Source organism: Mesorhizobium sp. B2-5-3 (assembly GCF_006441005.1).
Taxonomy (GTDB): Bacteria; Pseudomonadota; Alphaproteobacteria; order Rhizobiales; family Rhizobiaceae; genus Mesorhizobium.
In genome coordinates, this window is record NZ_VFUS01000009.1 from 38,991 (window position 1) to 54,703 (window position 15,713).

Consider the following 15,713-nt stretch of genomic DNA (forward strand, 5'->3'; position numbering starts at 1 on the left):
CTCGTTTCTTTCTCTAAACGCTCGCCATGAAAACAGCCAATCAACCCGACACCGTCCTGATTGTCGATTTCGGCAGCCAGTTCACCCAGCTCATTGCCCGCCGCATCCGCGAGGCCGGCGTGTTTTCCGAGATCGTGCCGTTCCAGTCGGCCGAGGCGGCATTCAAGCGCATCAATCCAAAAGCCGTGATCCTGTCCGGCGGTCCGGCCTCGACCACGGATATCGGCAGTCCGCGGGCGCCGCAGATCGTCTTCGAGGCCGGCGTGCCGGTGCTCGGCATCTGCTATGGCCAGATGGCCATGTGCGTGCAGATGGGCGGCGTTGCCGAAAGCTCCAATCATCGCGAATTCGGCCGCGCCTTCGTCGAGATCGAGAAGGAAAGTCCGCTGTTCGAGGGCCTCTGGGCAATCGGCCAGCGTCACCAGGTGTGGATGAGCCATGGCGACCGCGTCATCTCCTTGCCCAAGGGGTTCGAGGTGTTCGGCAAGTCGGAAGGCTCGCCCTTCGCCATCTTCGGCAATGTCGAGCGCAAGATGTATGGCATCATGTTCCATCCGGAAGTGGTGCATACGCCCGACGGCGCCCGGCTGCTCAGGAATTTCGTCCACAACATCGCCGGCATCGAGGGCGACTGGACGATGCGCGCCTACCGCGAGCACGCGGTCGAGGCGATCCGCAAGCAGGTCGGCAAGGGCAAGGTCATCTGCGCGCTCTCGGGCGGGGTCGACTCCTCGGTCGCCGCGCTGCTCATCCACGAGGCCGTCGGTGACCAACTCACTTGCATCCTCGTCGACCATGGCCTGATGCGTAAAGACGAGGCCGCCGGCGTCGTTTCGATGTTCCGTGAACATTACAATTTGCCGCTCATTCTGGTGAACGCGTCGGATCGCTTCATCGGTGCGCTCGAAGGCGAGGCGGATCCCGAGAAGAAACGCAAGACCATTGGCCGGCTCTTCATCGAGGTGTTCGAGGAAGAGGCCAAGAAACTCGGTGGCGCCGATTTCCTGGCGCAAGGCACGCTCTATCCCGACGTCATCGAAAGCGTCTCCTTCACCGGTGGCCCGTCGGTGACGATCAAGTCGCACCACAATGTCGGCGGCCTGCCCGAGCGCATGAACATGAAGCTGGTCGAGCCGCTGCGCGAACTGTTCAAGGACGAGGTCCGCGCACTTGGCAAGGAACTCGGCCTGCCCGAGAGTTTCATCGGCCGCCACCCGTTCCCGGGCCCGGGTCTCGCCATACGCTGCCCCGGCGGCATCACGCGCGAGAAGCTGGAGATCCTGCGCGAAGCCGACGCCATCTATCTCGACGAGATCCGCAAGGCCGGCCTCTATGACGCCATCTGGCAGGCCTTCGCCGTGCTCTTGCCGGTGCAGACGGTCGGCGTCATGGGCGACGGCCGCACCTACGAATTCGTCTGCGCGCTGCGCGCCGTCACCTCGGTCGACGGCATGACGGCAGATTTCTATCACTACGACATGGCCTTCCTGGGCGCCGCCGCCACCCGCATCATCAACGAGGTCCGCGGCATCAACCGCGTGGTCTATGATGTGACGTCGAAGCCGCCGGGAACAATTGAGTGGGAGTGATTCAGGCCCACTCAAACGCCGCCGAAAATACGCCAATCCGCGGCGTAACTGTCTGATAACAAATATAAATCCTATCTGGGACAATCAGCCACAATCGGTGCGCAGAGAAGATCGCCAACCCCGGCTGATGACGCGAACGACGTCTTTGCGCCGTATATCAGTCGAACAGACTTGCTCTGCAAACTTCTGAAAGGGGACATTTGTCCCTGATCGCAGCATAGCAGCATATGACCCTGGCAGTTGCATTGGCCCCTCGAACGCAAGGTCGGCTTTCTAGCCTAAGGCCATCCCGAACGCGGCAGATCCGCTATCGACCGGGTGTTCTCACGCCTCCTGTCTGGCGTGGATATCGGCTCCACCGGGGCCGAAAGCGTGCCGCGCCAAGCACGCGCACTCAGGCCTCTAGTGGTCGAAACGCTTCATCCAAGCAAAGGAATCGGTAGTGGGGCGATATTCGGCGCCGAATGCGCCATCATAGCCGGCGTCCGCGATTGCGCGCAGGAGCCAGCCATAGTCCACCTCGCCGTGATCGGGCTCGCTACGATCCGGTACGGCGGCGAATTGGATATGGCCGATCTTGTCGGAAAATTGCCTTACCGAGTTAAGCAAATCGCCTTGAATGATCTGCATGTGATAGCAGTCGAACATTACCTTTACCGCACCGTCTGTCGCATCGATCACACGCAATGCGGTGGAAAGGTCGGAGAGGAAATAGCCCGGCGCATCGCGCGGGTTCAGGGGCTCGATCAATATGCCGATGTTGTGCCGTGCCGCCGCCTTCGAAGCGTACCGCAAATTGCCGGTGAACGTCGCGAAGGCTTCGTCGCCGATTGCCTTTCCTGCCATCACATGGATGTTGCGACAGCCTGTTACGGCTGCCCATTGAACCGCCTGGTCGATCGCCGCGCGCGCTTCCGTTTCACGGCCCGGCAGCGCGGAGAGGCCGAAATCGCCCGCCCCAACATCCCCCCGGGCCGTGTTGATGCCAAGCAGCGGAAGACCGGTTTCGGCGAGCAGCGCCGCGACCACCGATGCGTCGGTATCGTACGGCCAATGCATCTCGACCGCCGCGAAACCGCGCCGCTTGGCCGCGCGGATCGCATCCGGAAGCGCTAGGTCACGAAAGAGAAATCCCAGATTGGCCGAAAGTTGCATCAGTCGTCCCACTCCACGTCAAAGTGTTCCACCAACTCGCGAATTTGCGGAGCCGCGAGGATCTTGGGCCGCAAGCCCTGGGTGAGAAGCGTGAGCTTGGCCGTTTCCTCAAGTTCCTCCATCGCATAGGCGGCGGCTTCGAGATCCTTGCCGGCGACGACGGGTCCGTGGTGGGCCAGCAATACGGCCGACCGTTTCCCGGCGAGTCCGCGCACGGCGTCTCCCATCGCCGGATCGCCGGGCCGGATGTAGGGCAGCAGTTTCACCTTTCCCAGCCGCATGATCGAATAGGCCGTCAGCGGCTTGAAGACGCTGTCGGGATCGACGTCGGGCAGAAGCGAAACCGCGACAGAATGGGTCGAATGAAGATGGACGACCGCTCCGGTGCGCGCGCCGCGTGTCTCGTAGAACGCCTGATGCAGCGGCATCTCCTTTGTCGGCTTGTCGCCGTCCAGGAACCGTCCCTCAGCGTCGAAGAGCGACAGGCGGGCGGGGTCGAGCGCGCCAAAGGACGATCCTGTCGGCGTGACGAGCAGCCGACCATCGCCGAGGCGGGCGGAGATGTTCCCCGAGCTTCCCGCAGTGAGGCCGCGCGCGAACATGGACGCAGCGATGCTGCAGATCTGATCCCTGAGTCTTGTTTCATCGCTCATTGTAGAACGCCTCCCGTAAGGACGTCGGCTGCCTTTTCGAAGAACCCGGCCGAACCGAAATTGCCCGATTTAAGGGCGAGCACCATATCCGGGTCACCCGCCTTCAACGCCGGAACACCGGGGTCGATCTCCGGTCCGATCTCGAACGACGAAATGTCGAGCGCCGATACGACAGCCCCCGATGTCTCGCCGCCCGCCGTAACCAGCCGGCGCACGCCACGCGCCGAAAGCTGACGCGCCAGTTCGCCGAAAAAACCTTCAACTGCCGTCGCGACGCGCTCCTTCCCGTAGCGGTTCTGTGCGGCGGCGACGGCTTCGGGCTCGGCCGACGAGAACACCAATGGCAAGCCGTGGTGCTGGTGGCCGATCGCCCACTCGGCATATTCAACAGGATTGGCCGTGCCGTCCACGACCGCATCCACCTCCACAACGCGCGTCGGATGGCTTTTCCGGTGCTCGGCAATCTGGCGCCGGCTCATGGTCGAGCACGAACCGCAAAGCGCGGCCCCTGGCCCCTGTATTCCCTTCCAATGCGTGGCCGCCGTGCCGATCAACCCGGCCCGACGAAAGTTGGCCGGAAGTCCAAGCGCTATTCCCGAACCGCCGCTGAGCAGGACATCGGCTTCGGCAGCCTCGCCAATGGCGATAAGATCCTTGTCCAGAATGGCATCGACCACGACGTAGCGAGAGCCGCTGGCAGATGCCGCCTCCAGAGCATCCCTGATCGGGAGGGGGCCTCCCGCTACGACATCGTAGGGGACATGGCCGATCCCGCGCGCGGTCTGTCGCGAAAGCCAACGCCGCAGATCGGGATCCGTCATCGGCGTAAGCGGATGCTTCTCCATGCCGGATTCGCTCAACAGCCGATCGTTGACGAAAAGATGCCCCTGGTAGATCGACCGGCCGGTTGCGGGAAACGCCGGACAGACGATCGCGCGTGCCGCTCCCAACGCGTCGCCAAGAGCGTCCAGCACGGGACCGATATTGCCTTCGGGCGTCGAGTCGAATGTCGAGCAGTACTTGAACAGATATTGGCGGCAGCCTTGGCGTCGAAGCCACTCCAACGCCGCGAGCGACTGCTTCACCGCCTCCGAGGCGGATATCGTTCTGGTCTTCAGGGCAACGACGCCCGCGTCAACCGAGCGGTCGGAGGCGGTGTTGGGAACGCCGTTGTACTGGACCGTGCGCATGCCCCCCTTGGCAAGCGTGTTGGCCAGGTCGGAAGACCCGGTGAAATCATCGCCTATGCAGCCCAGAAGCATCGGAATTTCCCAGTTTCAACTTTCACGGAACTTTGGCGACCATGCCCTAACGGTTAAGGGATGGTCTTCGGGGCGTCGTCCGCCAGGTAAACCGCGATCAGTTCATCGACCGTGCTTTCGGCCACAAAGCCCAGACTGGTGGCCAGCCTGGGCGTGAAGGATTTCGGCCACCCGGCAATAATGGCCTCGATCGCCTCGTCCGGCTTGCGGTCTATCAACGCCTCGGCTTCGGCCCCTGCCACGCGGCGGAGCGCGGCAATCTGGTCGGAGACCGTGGCCGCGACACCCGGCATGTTCAGCGTGCGCCGGGCGCCCAGCGCGGATGTATCGAGCATCGCGGCATGGATGAGGAAGGCTACCGCCGAGCGCGGGCTCGCCAGCCAATGCTTGACGGTCTCCTTCACCGGCAGCACGGAGCGCTGCCCGGCGAGTGGCTCGCGCAGGATGCCGGAGAAGAAGCCCGAGGCTGCCGCGTTGGGAGTGCCGGGCCGAATGACGATCGTCGGCAGGCGTATCCCGACGCCGTCGAGGAAGCCGCGGCGCGAGTAGTCGGCCAGCAACAGCTCGGATATCGCCTTCTGGGTGCCGTAGCTGGTCAGCGGGGCAAGGATGTAGTCGTCGGGAATAGGGTCGGGCAGAGGCGCGCCATAGACAGCAACCGAGGAGGTGAACACCAGCCTGGGGATATATTTCCGCCGGGTTCCTTCCAGCCGGATCGCCTCGAAAAGAGCGCGCGTGCCGTCCATATTGATGCGATAGCCCTTCTCGAAATCGCGTTCCGCTTCGCCGGACACGATGGCCGCGAGATGGAAGATCACATCCGCGCGGCGCGCGGCCAGATCCTGCGCTGCGCCGGGAGCGGAAATATCGGCGGCAATGGCTTCGACAAAACCTATGTCACCGGTTGGCACCGGCGGCTTCGTCACGTCCGCCAGCGTCATCCGGTCAATCTTTCGATCTCCAAGCGATGCTGTCCGCGAAAGCTCGGCCGCGAGTTTGCGGCCGATCATTCCACCAGCGCCAATGATGAGTATATGCATGGATGCTCCGTTCTCTTCCGGGACTGGTTTGTGATGCCGCTTCAGACCTGCCTGAGCGCGCGCACGACTGCGTAGGCTTCGAGCGACAGGGTTTGCGTTCCGTCATGCGTCAGCCGATCGAGCAGATCCGGTTGGCGCGATGCCGCGACGAAAGATGAGGCGTCAAGAATTGCAGCGCGCGCGAAGCCTTTGGGGAGGCGCACCTCCAGCGCGTTGGGCGAGGGGTTGCATAACCACAGCTCGGTGCCTTTTTCGGTAACCGCCGCGATTCCTCGCACTGCGCCAGGGACCGACGATCGCAGCGGACGGAGCGGGCAGCCTTTGAGCTTCGCCAGGCCTCGCACGATGTGCCAGACAGGATAGAGCTCGCCCTTGCCTTCGAACCAGGGCTGCGGAAACGACGTCGGCACGGAGAGGACGCCGAACGGGCCGACCGCGGCGCCGAGCGCGATGGCCGCCGCGCCGCCTTCCGCGAAGGCGGCGAAGTAGCCGAGGTTCCAGGCCGCTCCCATGACGCCCCGCTGGCGCGGATCATTGAAATTGACCGCCTGCCGGATGTTGGCGGGATTGGCGACCGGCGCTTCGCCATAGGGATTGTCGCGCAACCCGATTGCGGACGGCCCAACGGAATATGGGCGGCCCTTGGCGATCGCCGGCACGGTCCTGACAATATGCGGCAGGCATTCGAGCGTCTCCATCAAGGAGCGGTCGTCACCAGCATGAAAAATCGCCGCCGTCGTGAATGTCACGAGGTCTATCGCCTCGGCCGGGGGACGTTTGCGGTTGAGCTCGGTGAAGAAGCTGAACATGCCTCCGCCGATGCGAGATGCGGGGAAGGCCGCGCGCGCGGCCGCATAGAGCTTCGCCGCATCCGGCGCTGGCGGCCAGATGCTGCCGGGCAGCGTGCATTTGAGATCGGGTGCGGGCGACACCAGAACCGTCGTGAAGCGATGATCGAGCCTCGCGGCCACCTTGCCCAGGGAGTCTATTTCCGCCGCGGCGCCAGCATCGTCGGCATGCTCGACCACTGCTTCGAGCCAGGGTTGGGCGCCCATTGCGACGGCGATCTCGACCTGCCTCGCCAGCGTTTCGGCATCATGGCCGAACCGCGGATCGTAATGGCAGATGACATGGGCGACGCCGAGCTGGGCAAGCGTCTCGACATGCCGCAATGCGGCCGAAGCGTCATCGGGATGCAATCCGACGCCGAGAGGTGGAATCGCGTCCGCCGCCTCGCCGAGCGTCAGGGCGGCGATGCCTCCCGCCTGACGCGACGGACCCTTGGGAGAGCCCTTGACGGTCAGGGTGATCTTCTGTTCGACGACCTCGCCGGGCTCGATCCTGTACGGCCAGGGCAGAGCGAGGGGACGAACATAGGTCTTGTAGGAGGCGTCGGTCCAGTTCCGCTGGTCCTCCATCTCGAACGCGTCGCCCTCCATAAGGCAGCTGACCTCCAGCCCGCCGGGAGTACGATGCGAGATTTCACGCAGATCCATCATCGGCTGCACCGGATCGATCTCCACAGGAAACCGTGTCTCGGCCTTCTCGCCGCTTGTGTGCGTGATCGTGGCGGCCGCGCCGCTTATCCCCTCTATGGGATGCAGGACGACAAAGCCGGTCCGGTTCGTGAGAAGCCCGGTCGGCGTGGTTCCGCGAGCCGAATAGGTCAGAACGCCTGCCGCGGTACCAGCGATGGCCACGTCATAGCCGAAGGTCTCGCCTTTGCTGGCAACGCTTGCGCGATAGGCCACACGAAAGCGATCGTCGTCCTTTTCGACGACCAGGTCGGTGATTTTCGGAATGAGCGTCGCCCAGTCCTTGTCGCGGACCACGAACGAGATTGCGCGGATCACCTTTTCGCCATGCATGCGGAAGTCGCGCAGGTTCGCGCCGTCGAAAAGCACGCTGAGGGGCCCGGCGCTCAGTAGCCACTCCTCTGCCGGTAGTTCTTCCGTGCCGTAGAGGCGGACGGCTCGGGAAGGATCGGACTGTGTCATAGGATTCTCCCGGTCTCAAACGCGGCGCGATTTCCAGGTGATGAGGCGCTCGGCCAGCAAGGCGAGGATGATGATGGCGCCGATGGCGGTCCCCTGCCAGAACGGCGAGACGCCGAGCAGGTTGAGGCCATTGCGGATCATCACCATGATCAGAACCCCCATCAGCGTGCCGAATATCGTGCCTCGTCCGCCGTAGAGGCTCGCGCCACCGATGACCACGGCCGCGATGGCGTCGAGTTCAAGCTGGTTCCCCCCGATCGGGTCAGCCGACATGATCTGCGCCAGCGAAAAGGTCATCGCCGTCGCCGAAAGGGCACCGGACGCCACGTAGGGAAAGATCGAGTAGAAGAGGGTGTTGAGGCCGGCCGCCCGGGCGGCTTCAATGTTCGAGCCGACCGCGTAGATGGTTCGCCCGCCCTTGGAATATGTCAGCCACGCCCAGGTGGCGAGGTAGAGCGCGATGAGGAAGATGACGTTGGCGGGGATGCCCAGCAGGTTCGTGTAGACGATATTCTGCAGCCCCATGGGCAGTCCCGAAATCGAGCGCTGTCCCGACACGATGTAGGCGAGACTGCGCCCCATCGCCATGACCCCGAGCGTCACCACGAAGGGGGCCAGGCCGAACACTGCGATGAGAACGCCGGAGAAAAGCCCGATCAGGGCGCCGCAACCTATGGCGAGCGCGATCGCCACCGGAATGGGGAATTCCTTCAGGAGTAGGGCGAGGATGATGCCGGTCACGCCCGCGACCGACCCGACGGAAAGGTCGATGCCGCCAGTCAGGATCACCAGGGTCATGCCGACGGCAACTATGCCAAGCACCACCGATTGGTCGAGTATGTTGAACATGTTCCGCTCGGTGAAGAAGTGCGGCGAGATGAACGACAGGATCACCGCAAGCACCATGGCGAGGCAGAGCATCCGGAACTCAAGCGTGCTGGCGAATCTGGGCATCGCAAAGGATCGTGTGGGCGCGTTCATGCGTCGATCTTTTCGTCTTGAGGTGTATCGAACAGGCCGGCGATCCGGGCCGACAGAGCCCCGGCGTCCGGCAGCCTGGAGCCGGCCGGCAGGCTGAGCCCAATCCATCCCAGATCGTGCCCTCGGCGATTGGACAGTGGTGCAAGCAATGTAGAGCGGCCGTCATTCTCGGTCACGATGCCGGGTTGACGCCTTCCAAGCGCGAGGGGGATTGCCGTCTCCTGCGCAAGATAGACATGCCCGGCCGCGAGTCCCATCGTTGCACCCGGCGTACCCTCGGCGAGGGCGAGGCAGACGAACCGGTCGTCGTCGATCAATCCCCAAAATGCCGTGCCGCCATGGCCGGCGACAAGATCGCGCAGGAATGCCGTGTTGCGCTCGGCTGAGCTTCGGGGCGCGGCGAGCAGCGTCAGGCTCTCTTCGCTCAGTCGCGAGGCGGGCAGGTCGGCGATGGTATAGCCGTCACTCACCACGACGACCCGCTCGCAGATCCCCAGTAATTCCTGGAAATCCGAGGAGATCACGACTACGGCTATCCCCCTTTCGGCCACCTCGCGCAGCAGTTCGTAGATTGCCTGGCGTGTCCCTATGTCGACGCCTTTCGTAGGCTCGTCGAGGATGAGCACTTCGGGCTCGATCAGCAGCCAGCGCGCGATAATGATCTTCTGCTGCATGCCGCCGGAGAAGTGCAGAAGGTTTGCATCCATGCGGTCGGTCGGAAGGTCGAGACGCGAAATCAGCTCGCTGGCCTGCTTGCGGCGCGCCGAATGGCCTCGCCCGAAACCCCTGTGCTTGCCCATCTGGGCGAGGAAGAGATTTTCGCCGACCGTCATGTCGGGCACGATGTTCTGGGCCCGCCGGTCCTCGGCGACCATTCCGAGACCGGCGCGGATTGCCGCGATAGGGCTGTTGGGGGCAATCTCCTTGCCGCCGACAAGGACGCGCCCGCGGCTGCGGTGGCGCAGTCCGAATATCGCTTCGGCGCTCTCCGAGCGTCCAGCTCCGACAAGCCCGCCGAGGCCGAGAATTTCACCCCTGCGCACCGTGAACGAGACGTCACGCACGAAAGGCGGGGCTTTGAGCCCAATTACCTCCAGAGCCACCGGCTGCTCGTTAGTGGTCACTCGCGAGACGGCCTTTCGATACACATTTCCGATGTCGCGTCCCACCATGTGGCGGATGACGTCGGCCTGCGTGAGCCCCGCCGTAGGCACGCTTTCGGCCACGGTCTTGCCCTCGCGCAGGATTGTGACGCGATCGGTGACTGCGAAGACCTCCTCAAGCCGATGCGACACGAAGGCGAGTGCCTTCCCGCTGTTTTTCAGCCGCCCCATGATCTCGAACAGCCGGTCAACCTCGATCGGCGAGAGGGAGGCCGTCGGCTCGTCGAAGATGACAAGATCGGCGTTGAGGGCCAGCGCCTTGGCTATTTCGACGAGTTGGCGTTGCGCTGCCGAGAGCCGGCGCACCTCGATGTCGAGTGGCAGTACGTGGTCGTGGCCAAGTTCCGACAGGATGGTCTGCGCCCTGTGTCGCAACTGGCTGAAAGACAGACGGCCCGGCATCGCGTAGCTGGGTAGGAAGATATTCTCCAGCACGCTCATGTCGGGCGCCAGGCTGGTTTCCTGTGCCACGAGGGCAATGCCGGAACGCAGCGCGTCGCGCGCGGATCCGACGGTCAAGGGAGCACCCTTGAAGAGTATCTCGCCCGATGAAGGCGGCAGGTGTCCGCAAACGATCCGTGACAGCGTCGATTTTCCCGCGCCGTTCGCGCCCAGCAATCCGCAGATCTCGTACCGGCAGAGCGCTATCGACGCGTTGCTGAGCGCGTAGGCGTTCCCAAACAGGCGGGTGACGCCACGAGCCACGAGAAGCGGCTCGGGAATCTTGCTGCTGTCTACCATCCGAGGACACACTCCAAGTGGTACGAATAAAGCGTCCGGGGGAGGGTGCCCCCGGACGGCCTATGTCGGCCAGGCCCCGATTACATCTCGTTGGCGAAGACCGTTTCCTTGATGGTTGGAAGCTCCTGCTCGATGTTCTTGCTGGTCACGATCTTGATCGGCACGAGGATTTTCTTTTCGGGAGTCTTGCCGCCGAGATGGTCGACCATCGCGCGTCCCGATTCCTGCCCCATCAGATATGGCTGCTGCATGCCCGAAACGACCAGTTCGCCCGACTGCAGCAACGGCACGAATTCCGGCACGCCGTCGAATCCGGCAACCAGCACGTCGCCGGTGAGGCGGGCCGCCTTGATTGCCTGCAACGCGCCCAGCGTCGGGCCGTCGGTCTGGACGAAGAGGCCCTTCATGTCCGGATTCGCGGTCGTCATATCCTGCGTGAACTTGAAGGTTTCGTCCGCGGTGTAGGTCTGCATCTGCTGCAGCCCGGCTTCCTTGGTGATGCCAGCCTCTGTCATCGCGTCCTTGAAGCCCTTGGTGCGGGCCTGGCCGTTGAGGCGGGCCTGGCTGATGCCGACAATGCCCACGCTGCCGTCCTGCTTGCCGGCGGCCTTCATTGCCTCGGCCAGCGCTTTGCCGACGCCGTTCGCGCCCTGATAATTGTCAGAGATGATGAAGGACACATAGTCGCCGCTGTCCGTGCCGATGTCGGCGATGACCACGGGAATGTTTGCCTGCTTGGCGAGATCGAGCACGGCCGGCGCGGTTGAACTGTCTGTCGGAGAGATGATGATCCCGGCGACGCCGCGGGCGATCGCGTCCTTGGCATTTTTAAGCTGGGTCTGGGCATTGTTGCCCGAATCCAGCGCCTGATAGGTGTAGCCTCCCTTGGTTGCGACATTCTCGATGCCCTTGGAGAGGTATCGCCAGAAGGCAAGATCAAGGCCTGGAGTCAGATAGACCAACTCCTTGGATTCGGCGAGAGCGGCGGTCGCCGTCCCGGCAATGCCGGTCAGCGCGACAACGCCCGCGAGGGCTGCGGTGGCAAAAAGGCGTCTTGTCAGCATGGGAACTCCTCCTGTTGTGCTGCATGGTTGCCCGGCAATCCGCCCCTATTCTTATCCCTTTCGAGCGGATTGCGTTAAAAGCTGCTTGGTCGTGGTGTAGATGCGTGTTTCGTGGACCGCGAAGGCCCTTGCGGCCGCCTCGGAATCGCGCGCCTCAAGTCCCGCAAGAATGGCACGGTGATCGGCGATGCTCGTTGCGATGCTTGAAGGCTGGGCGACTGCTCGCCGCCGATGGTCGAGAAGGTAGGAATAGAGATCGGCGGCGATATCCGCCAGCGCGGCATTGCCGCCCGCCCGATAGATGGCCGTGTGAAATTCGCGATCGCAAATGAGGAAGCGAACGGGATCGTCGATCGCCGCTTCCTGCGCCTCGATCGATTTTTGCAGGGTCTCGAGCGTCGCGGCTTCAACCCGGACGGCCGCGGCCCGCGCCACCTGATCTTCGATCAGCAACCGCGCCTCATGCACGTCGTCAAGACTGTACCTGGAAATATCGCGATAGCGGGCCGATTGGACCGCGAGTTCCCCGACTTCCGTCGAGGCCACCACTGTCCGCGTGCCTTGGGCGACGGAAAGGATGCCCTTTGTGGAAAGGATTAGGATCGCACCGCGCACCGTCTCGCGGCTTACCGATAAAGCGCCCGCAAGTTCACGCTCGCTTGGCAACGGGTCCCCCACGTCAAGAATGCCGGTCGCAATGAATGTCGCGATCTTCTGGACGACGAAGTCCTTCATCGAATGCTTCGGCACGCCGCCAAGCGCACTCCCGTCGTCGGTCAGAATCGCTCGTAGGTCCATCCGTCCTTACATCCGAAGAGGTCTAGTGGTCCGGTATATGTACCAGTAGGCCTGCTTCAGCTGTGCGTCAATAGCGAGACGCGGCCGTCAAATCTCGGCTGACAAGAGATATTGCTTTGGGAGCGGTGAGAACGTTCTCAGCCCGCATACTCTCCGGCACAGCTTCGCCACTCACCTGCTTGAGCAGGATGTCGACATCAGCGTCATCCAGGTGCTGCTCGGGCACAGCAAGCTCGAACGACAGCGCTCACCGGCGGAGCGGGAGTCTTCCTTCCATCGATTTCGGGCTGCTCTTGTTCTAACCCTAATACGGCCAATTTCCGGATAAATCGATATGAACGCCCGATACTCGTGATGGATAGGAGTGGCGGGACCATGCTAGCCACGAGGCAGACAGACCGCAGGCCTGTCGTGCTTCACTCCAGCTTAAGCGCTTCGGCTCATATCGAAGGTCGCTGCCGGATGGCGTGAGGGTTATCCGAAAGGGAGAGTCTCGATGTCTGGACACGGGTATGAGGGTGGGCGGCTCGATCTCCCCTTCGTTGGGCTTAGCACCTTCGGTAAACGGCCGATCTGCCTTGATTGGGACAAGATCGACGCGGATGTCGCCGTGCTGGGTGTGCCCTTCGACATGGGGACCCAGTACCGCTCCGGTGCACGTTTCGGCCCCCGCGCCATCCGCGAGGCCTCGACGCTGTTTTCCTTCGGTCATGCCGGCGCTTACGACCATGAGGACGACCAGATCTATCTGCCGCTCGACAAGGTGCGGATCGTCGATATAGGCGACGCAGATATCGTGCATACCGATACCGTGGCCAGCCACGCGAATACGGAAATGGCGGTCCGCAAGATTCTTGAACGCGGAGCGCTGCCCGTCGTTCTGGGCGGCGACCATGCCATCAACATTCCCTGCGTCAGGGCGTTCAGCGAACATGGCCCCATTCACATCGTGCAGATCGATGCGCATCTCGACTTTGTCGACGTGCGTCATGGCGTGCGCGAAGGACACGGCAATCCGATGCGCCGCGCGGCCGAACAGTCGCATGTTAGCGGCCTCAGCCAGATCGGCATCCGCAACGTCTCCTCGACCGCCCGCGACGGTTACGAGGATGCGCGCCAACGCGGCTCGACGATCCTTTCCGTCCGCCAGGCGCGCAAGCTCGGGGTCGAAGGTGTTCTGGCGACCATTCCGGAAGGCGTACGCTACTATGTGACGATCGACATCGACGGTTTCGATCCGTCGATTGCGCCGGGCACTGGCACGCCTAGCCATGGCGGCTTCCTGTATTATGAAGTAATGGAAATGCTCCGGGGCCTTGTGAAGCGCGGCGACGTCGTCGGCATCGACCTCGTCGAGGTGGCCCCGGCCTACGACCCTTCGGGCATCACCGGCTTTCTCGCAGCACAGGTACTCCTGAACTTTCTCGGCTATATCTTCGTCGAACACGAAGCGCGCGGACGCTGAACGAAAGGAATTCAACGATGCCAACAAACGCAAGTAACGGTCAGGTTCACGTCATTCCTGCCCGCCAGGGCGTGGCGACGCGCGTTGCCCAAGGCCAGGTGATCACCGTCATCAACACCCACGGCACCCAGGTGGTGGACACCTGGGCCTTCTGCGCCGACGATATCGCGGAATTCATGTCGATGGAGCACAGTCGTGGAGCCATGCTCAAGGTGAACCCGAAGAACGGCGACACGCTGTGCAGCAACAGGCGGCGTCCGATGCTGACCCTGATACAGGACACGTCGGGTGGCGTGCACGATACGCTGATCGCCGCCTGCGACCGCTATCGCTACCAGCAGTTGGGCCATGTCGGGCACCATGACAACTGCACCGACAATCTGGCGACGGCCCTCGGCGCGGTCGGGCTGACGCCACCCGAAACCCCTTCGCCGCTCAACCTGTTCATGAACATTCCCGTCGGCGAAGACGGTTCGGTCACCTTCGAGGCACCGGTGGCGGGACCGGGCTCCTATGTGTCGATGTGCGCGGAAATGGATTTGATCGTCGCGTTCTCAGCCTGCCCGCAGGACCTCATTCCGGTAAACGGTCAAGGCTGCGTTCCAACCGAAGCGCATTATCGGATCGACGCCAAGGCGCCGCGCCTTTAAAGCGCAGTCCTGCATCCAGACCATTGATCCCGAAAAAGCGGCTCCCGCTTTTCGGGATCAATGCATAAAGGAGTTTTTACATGCCGCGTACCTTGGGCATCTTGTTTTTTGCGTCGGCGGCTTGCCCTTTTCCGGCCGATTTTTCGGCACTCCCCACCCTTTTGCGCAGTTCCTGAAAAAAAATCCGCTGCGACAGCGACGCTTTCTTGTGCTTTGGCGCGATGATGACGAAGGGCGAGCGGATCTGCGCCTCGGGAATAAGCAGCGCCTTAAGCCGGTTGTTCTGTCTAAACGTGACGGTCATGTGATCCGGCAGATAGCCGACGAAGTGGCCGCTCAGGATATACATCGCCTGCGCCTCGATATTCGAAGCATAGGCGCCGACATGCGCGTTGGGGAAATGCTGCAATTCCGACTTGTTGGCATAAGGGCGCACCACCATCTGCGATGCTTCCACATCAGCCTTTGTCACCAGCTTGCGGGAAAACAGCGGGTGGCGCTCGCTGCAGTAGAGCGAGTTGATTTCATAATGGAACTCGGTCTGCGAATAGCCGGGCAGCAATTTGATGCGGGGGGAGATCGCGAAGTCGATCCCGCCCTTGGCGGTTTCCGCGATAAGCTGTTCAGGCGAGCCGATGGTGATGCGCAGATCGACTTCGCTGGCTTTCTTGATGAACTGATGAATGACGTCATCGAGGCCCAGGGCTGAATCGGTAACGGTGGCATCGACGATTCCGACGCGCAGCACACCCGTCGCCTTGGAGCGCAGTTCGCCCAGCTGCATCTCGAACGCCGACAGCGCTGAAGTCAGCGAATGGGAATATTCATAGACCGCGGTGCCCCTATCGGTCAGTTCGAAGCCGCGCCTGCCGCGTTGGCATAGCGAAAACCCCAGCCGTTCCTCCAACGCGTTGATTTGGAAACTGATCGTCGATTGGCTCATCGCCAAAGCAAGCTGTGCTCCGGTAAATCCGCCATGCTCGACCACCGAGCGGAAAACCCTGAGCGCACGAATGTCGGCAACCGACAGACGCATTCTGACACTCCTCCTTGAGCCTCTCAGACGGTGTTGGGTATCAGCCTTACATCGTCAACTTCGATGTATAGTCTATTCCTTCCATGTTTATCAAAGATTCAATCCTGCCATGCTGCCCT

General features: G+C 62.4%; 13 protein-coding genes and 1 pseudogene. 4 read left to right on the plus strand and 10 right to left on the minus strand.

The genetic code is table 11. From position 1 onward, the window contains the following. Window positions 1-26 precede the first annotated feature (26 nt). Window positions 27-1,589, plus strand: a complete 1,563-nt coding sequence (gene guaA / locus FJ867_RS21170; RefSeq protein WP_140498335.1) for a glutamine-hydrolyzing GMP synthase — start codon at window positions 27-29, stop codon at window positions 1,587-1,589. 402 nt (window positions 1,590-1,991) lie between these two features. Here the strand turns inward: guaA and FJ867_RS21175 are convergent, their stop codons facing one another. The 9 genes from FJ867_RS21175 to FJ867_RS21215 form a co-directional block, all read right to left on the minus strand. Beyond that, window positions 1,992-2,744, minus strand: coding sequence for a TIM barrel protein (locus tag FJ867_RS21175; protein WP_140623934.1), 753 nt, complete (start codon window positions 2,742-2,744; stop codon window positions 1,992-1,994). Then, on the minus strand, window positions 2,744-3,397 hold the full coding sequence (gene otnC, locus FJ867_RS21180) for a 3-oxo-tetronate 4-phosphate decarboxylase (protein ID WP_140623932.1): 654 nt from the start codon (window positions 3,395-3,397) through the stop codon (window positions 2,744-2,746). The genes FJ867_RS21175 and otnC overlap by 1 nt, the downstream gene beginning before the upstream one ends. Continuing rightward, on the minus strand, window positions 3,394-4,659 hold the full coding sequence (gene otnK / locus FJ867_RS21185) for a 3-oxo-tetronate kinase (protein WP_140623930.1): 1,266 nt from the start codon (window positions 4,657-4,659) through the stop codon (window positions 3,394-3,396). The genes otnC and otnK overlap by 4 nt, the downstream gene beginning before the upstream one ends. 53 nt (window positions 4,660-4,712) lie before the next feature. Then, entirely contained in the window at window positions 4,713-5,699 is a 987-nt protein-coding gene (gene denD, locus FJ867_RS21190; protein ID WP_140649853.1) for a D-erythronate dehydrogenase, read from the minus strand. 41 nt (window positions 5,700-5,740) lie between these two features. After that, on the minus strand, window positions 5,741-7,696 hold the full coding sequence (locus FJ867_RS21195) for a hypothetical protein (RefSeq protein ID WP_140649851.1): 1,956 nt from the start codon (window positions 7,694-7,696) through the stop codon (window positions 5,741-5,743). 15 nt (window positions 7,697-7,711) lie between these two features. Beyond that, the gene (locus tag FJ867_RS21200) at window positions 7,712-8,650 is read right to left on the minus strand and encodes an ABC transporter permease (RefSeq protein ID WP_224619126.1); all 939 of its coding nucleotides are present in this window, start codon (window positions 8,648-8,650) and stop codon (window positions 7,712-7,714) included. Window positions 8,651-8,673: 23 nt separating this feature from the next. Next, entirely contained in the window at window positions 8,674-10,581 is a 1,908-nt protein-coding gene (locus tag FJ867_RS21205; RefSeq protein WP_140515078.1) for a sugar ABC transporter ATP-binding protein, read from the minus strand. An 80-nt stretch (window positions 10,582-10,661) separates the two neighbouring features. Next, window positions 10,662-11,645 carry a substrate-binding domain-containing protein gene (locus FJ867_RS21210; protein ID WP_140498327.1) on the minus strand — a complete coding sequence of 328 codons (984 nt, stop codon included), beginning with the start codon at window positions 11,643-11,645 and terminating at the stop codon, window positions 10,662-10,664. Window positions 11,646-11,696: 51 nt separating this feature from the next. Next, on the minus strand, window positions 11,697-12,443 hold the full coding sequence (locus FJ867_RS21215) for an FCD domain-containing protein (protein ID WP_140498326.1): 747 nt from the start codon (window positions 12,441-12,443) through the stop codon (window positions 11,697-11,699). A gap of 97 nt (window positions 12,444-12,540) precedes the next feature. On the opposite strand from FJ867_RS21215, the pseudogene FJ867_RS29110 reads away from it, so the two are divergent. From FJ867_RS29110 to FJ867_RS21230, 3 genes and pseudogenes are all read left to right on the plus strand, one after another. Further along, window positions 12,541-12,678: pseudogene (locus FJ867_RS29110) on the plus strand (tyrosine-type recombinase/integrase); the annotation flags it as partial. A 261-nt stretch (window positions 12,679-12,939) separates the two neighbouring features. Further along, a complete protein-coding gene (gene speB / locus FJ867_RS21225; protein ID WP_140515080.1) occupies window positions 12,940-13,908 on the plus strand; it encodes an agmatinase in 969 nt (322 codons plus the stop codon). Between the two features lie 17 nt (window positions 13,909-13,925). Further along, entirely contained in the window at window positions 13,926-14,558 is a 633-nt protein-coding gene (locus FJ867_RS21230; protein ID WP_140515081.1) for an urea carboxylase-associated family protein, read from the plus strand. Between the two features lie 76 nt (window positions 14,559-14,634). Here the strand turns inward: FJ867_RS21230 and FJ867_RS21235 are convergent, their stop codons facing one another. Then, entirely contained in the window at window positions 14,635-15,594 is a 960-nt protein-coding gene (locus tag FJ867_RS21235; RefSeq protein ID WP_140498323.1) for a LysR family transcriptional regulator, read from the minus strand. Window positions 15,595-15,713: the final 119 nt, after the last annotated feature.

Excerpts from the sequence above, each read along its gene's own strand:
- FJ867_RS21205 (WP_140515078.1), bottom strand. The coding sequence starts at position 10,581 with ATGGTAGACAGCAGCAAGATTCCCGAGCCGCTTCTCGTGGCTCGTGGC.
- otnC (WP_140623932.1), bottom strand. The coding sequence starts at position 3,397 with ATGAGCGATGAAACAAGACTCAGGGATCAGATCTGCAGCATCGCTGCG.
- speB (WP_140515080.1), top strand. The coding sequence starts at position 12,940 with ATGTCTGGACACGGGTATGAGGGTGGGCGGCTCGATCTCCCCTTCGTT.
- FJ867_RS21195 (WP_140649851.1), bottom strand. The coding sequence starts at position 7,696 with ATGACACAGTCCGATCCTTCCCGAGCCGTCCGCCTCTACGGCACGGAA.
- guaA (WP_140498335.1), top strand. The coding sequence starts at position 27 with ATGAAAACAGCCAATCAACCCGACACCGTCCTGATTGTCGATTTCGGC.
- FJ867_RS21210 (WP_140498327.1), bottom strand. The coding sequence starts at position 11,645 with ATGCTGACAAGACGCCTTTTTGCCACCGCAGCCCTCGCGGGCGTTGTC.
- FJ867_RS21230 (WP_140515081.1), top strand. The coding sequence starts at position 13,926 with ATGCCAACAAACGCAAGTAACGGTCAGGTTCACGTCATTCCTGCCCGC.
- FJ867_RS21235 (WP_140498323.1), bottom strand. The coding sequence starts at position 15,594 with ATGCGTCTGTCGGTTGCCGACATTCGTGCGCTCAGGGTTTTCCGCTCG.
- denD (WP_140649853.1), bottom strand. The coding sequence starts at position 5,699 with ATGCATATACTCATCATTGGCGCTGGTGGAATGATCGGCCGCAAACTC.
- FJ867_RS21175 (WP_140623934.1), bottom strand. The coding sequence starts at position 2,744 with ATGCAACTTTCGGCCAATCTGGGATTTCTCTTTCGTGACCTAGCGCTT.
- otnK (WP_140623930.1), bottom strand. The coding sequence starts at position 4,659 with ATGCTTCTGGGCTGCATAGGCGATGATTTCACCGGGTCTTCCGACCTG.
- FJ867_RS21200 (WP_224619126.1), bottom strand. The coding sequence starts at position 8,650 with ATGCCCAGATTCGCCAGCACGCTTGAGTTCCGGATGCTCTGCCTCGCC.
- FJ867_RS21215 (WP_140498326.1), bottom strand. The coding sequence starts at position 12,443 with ATGGACCTACGAGCGATTCTGACCGACGACGGGAGTGCGCTTGGCGGC.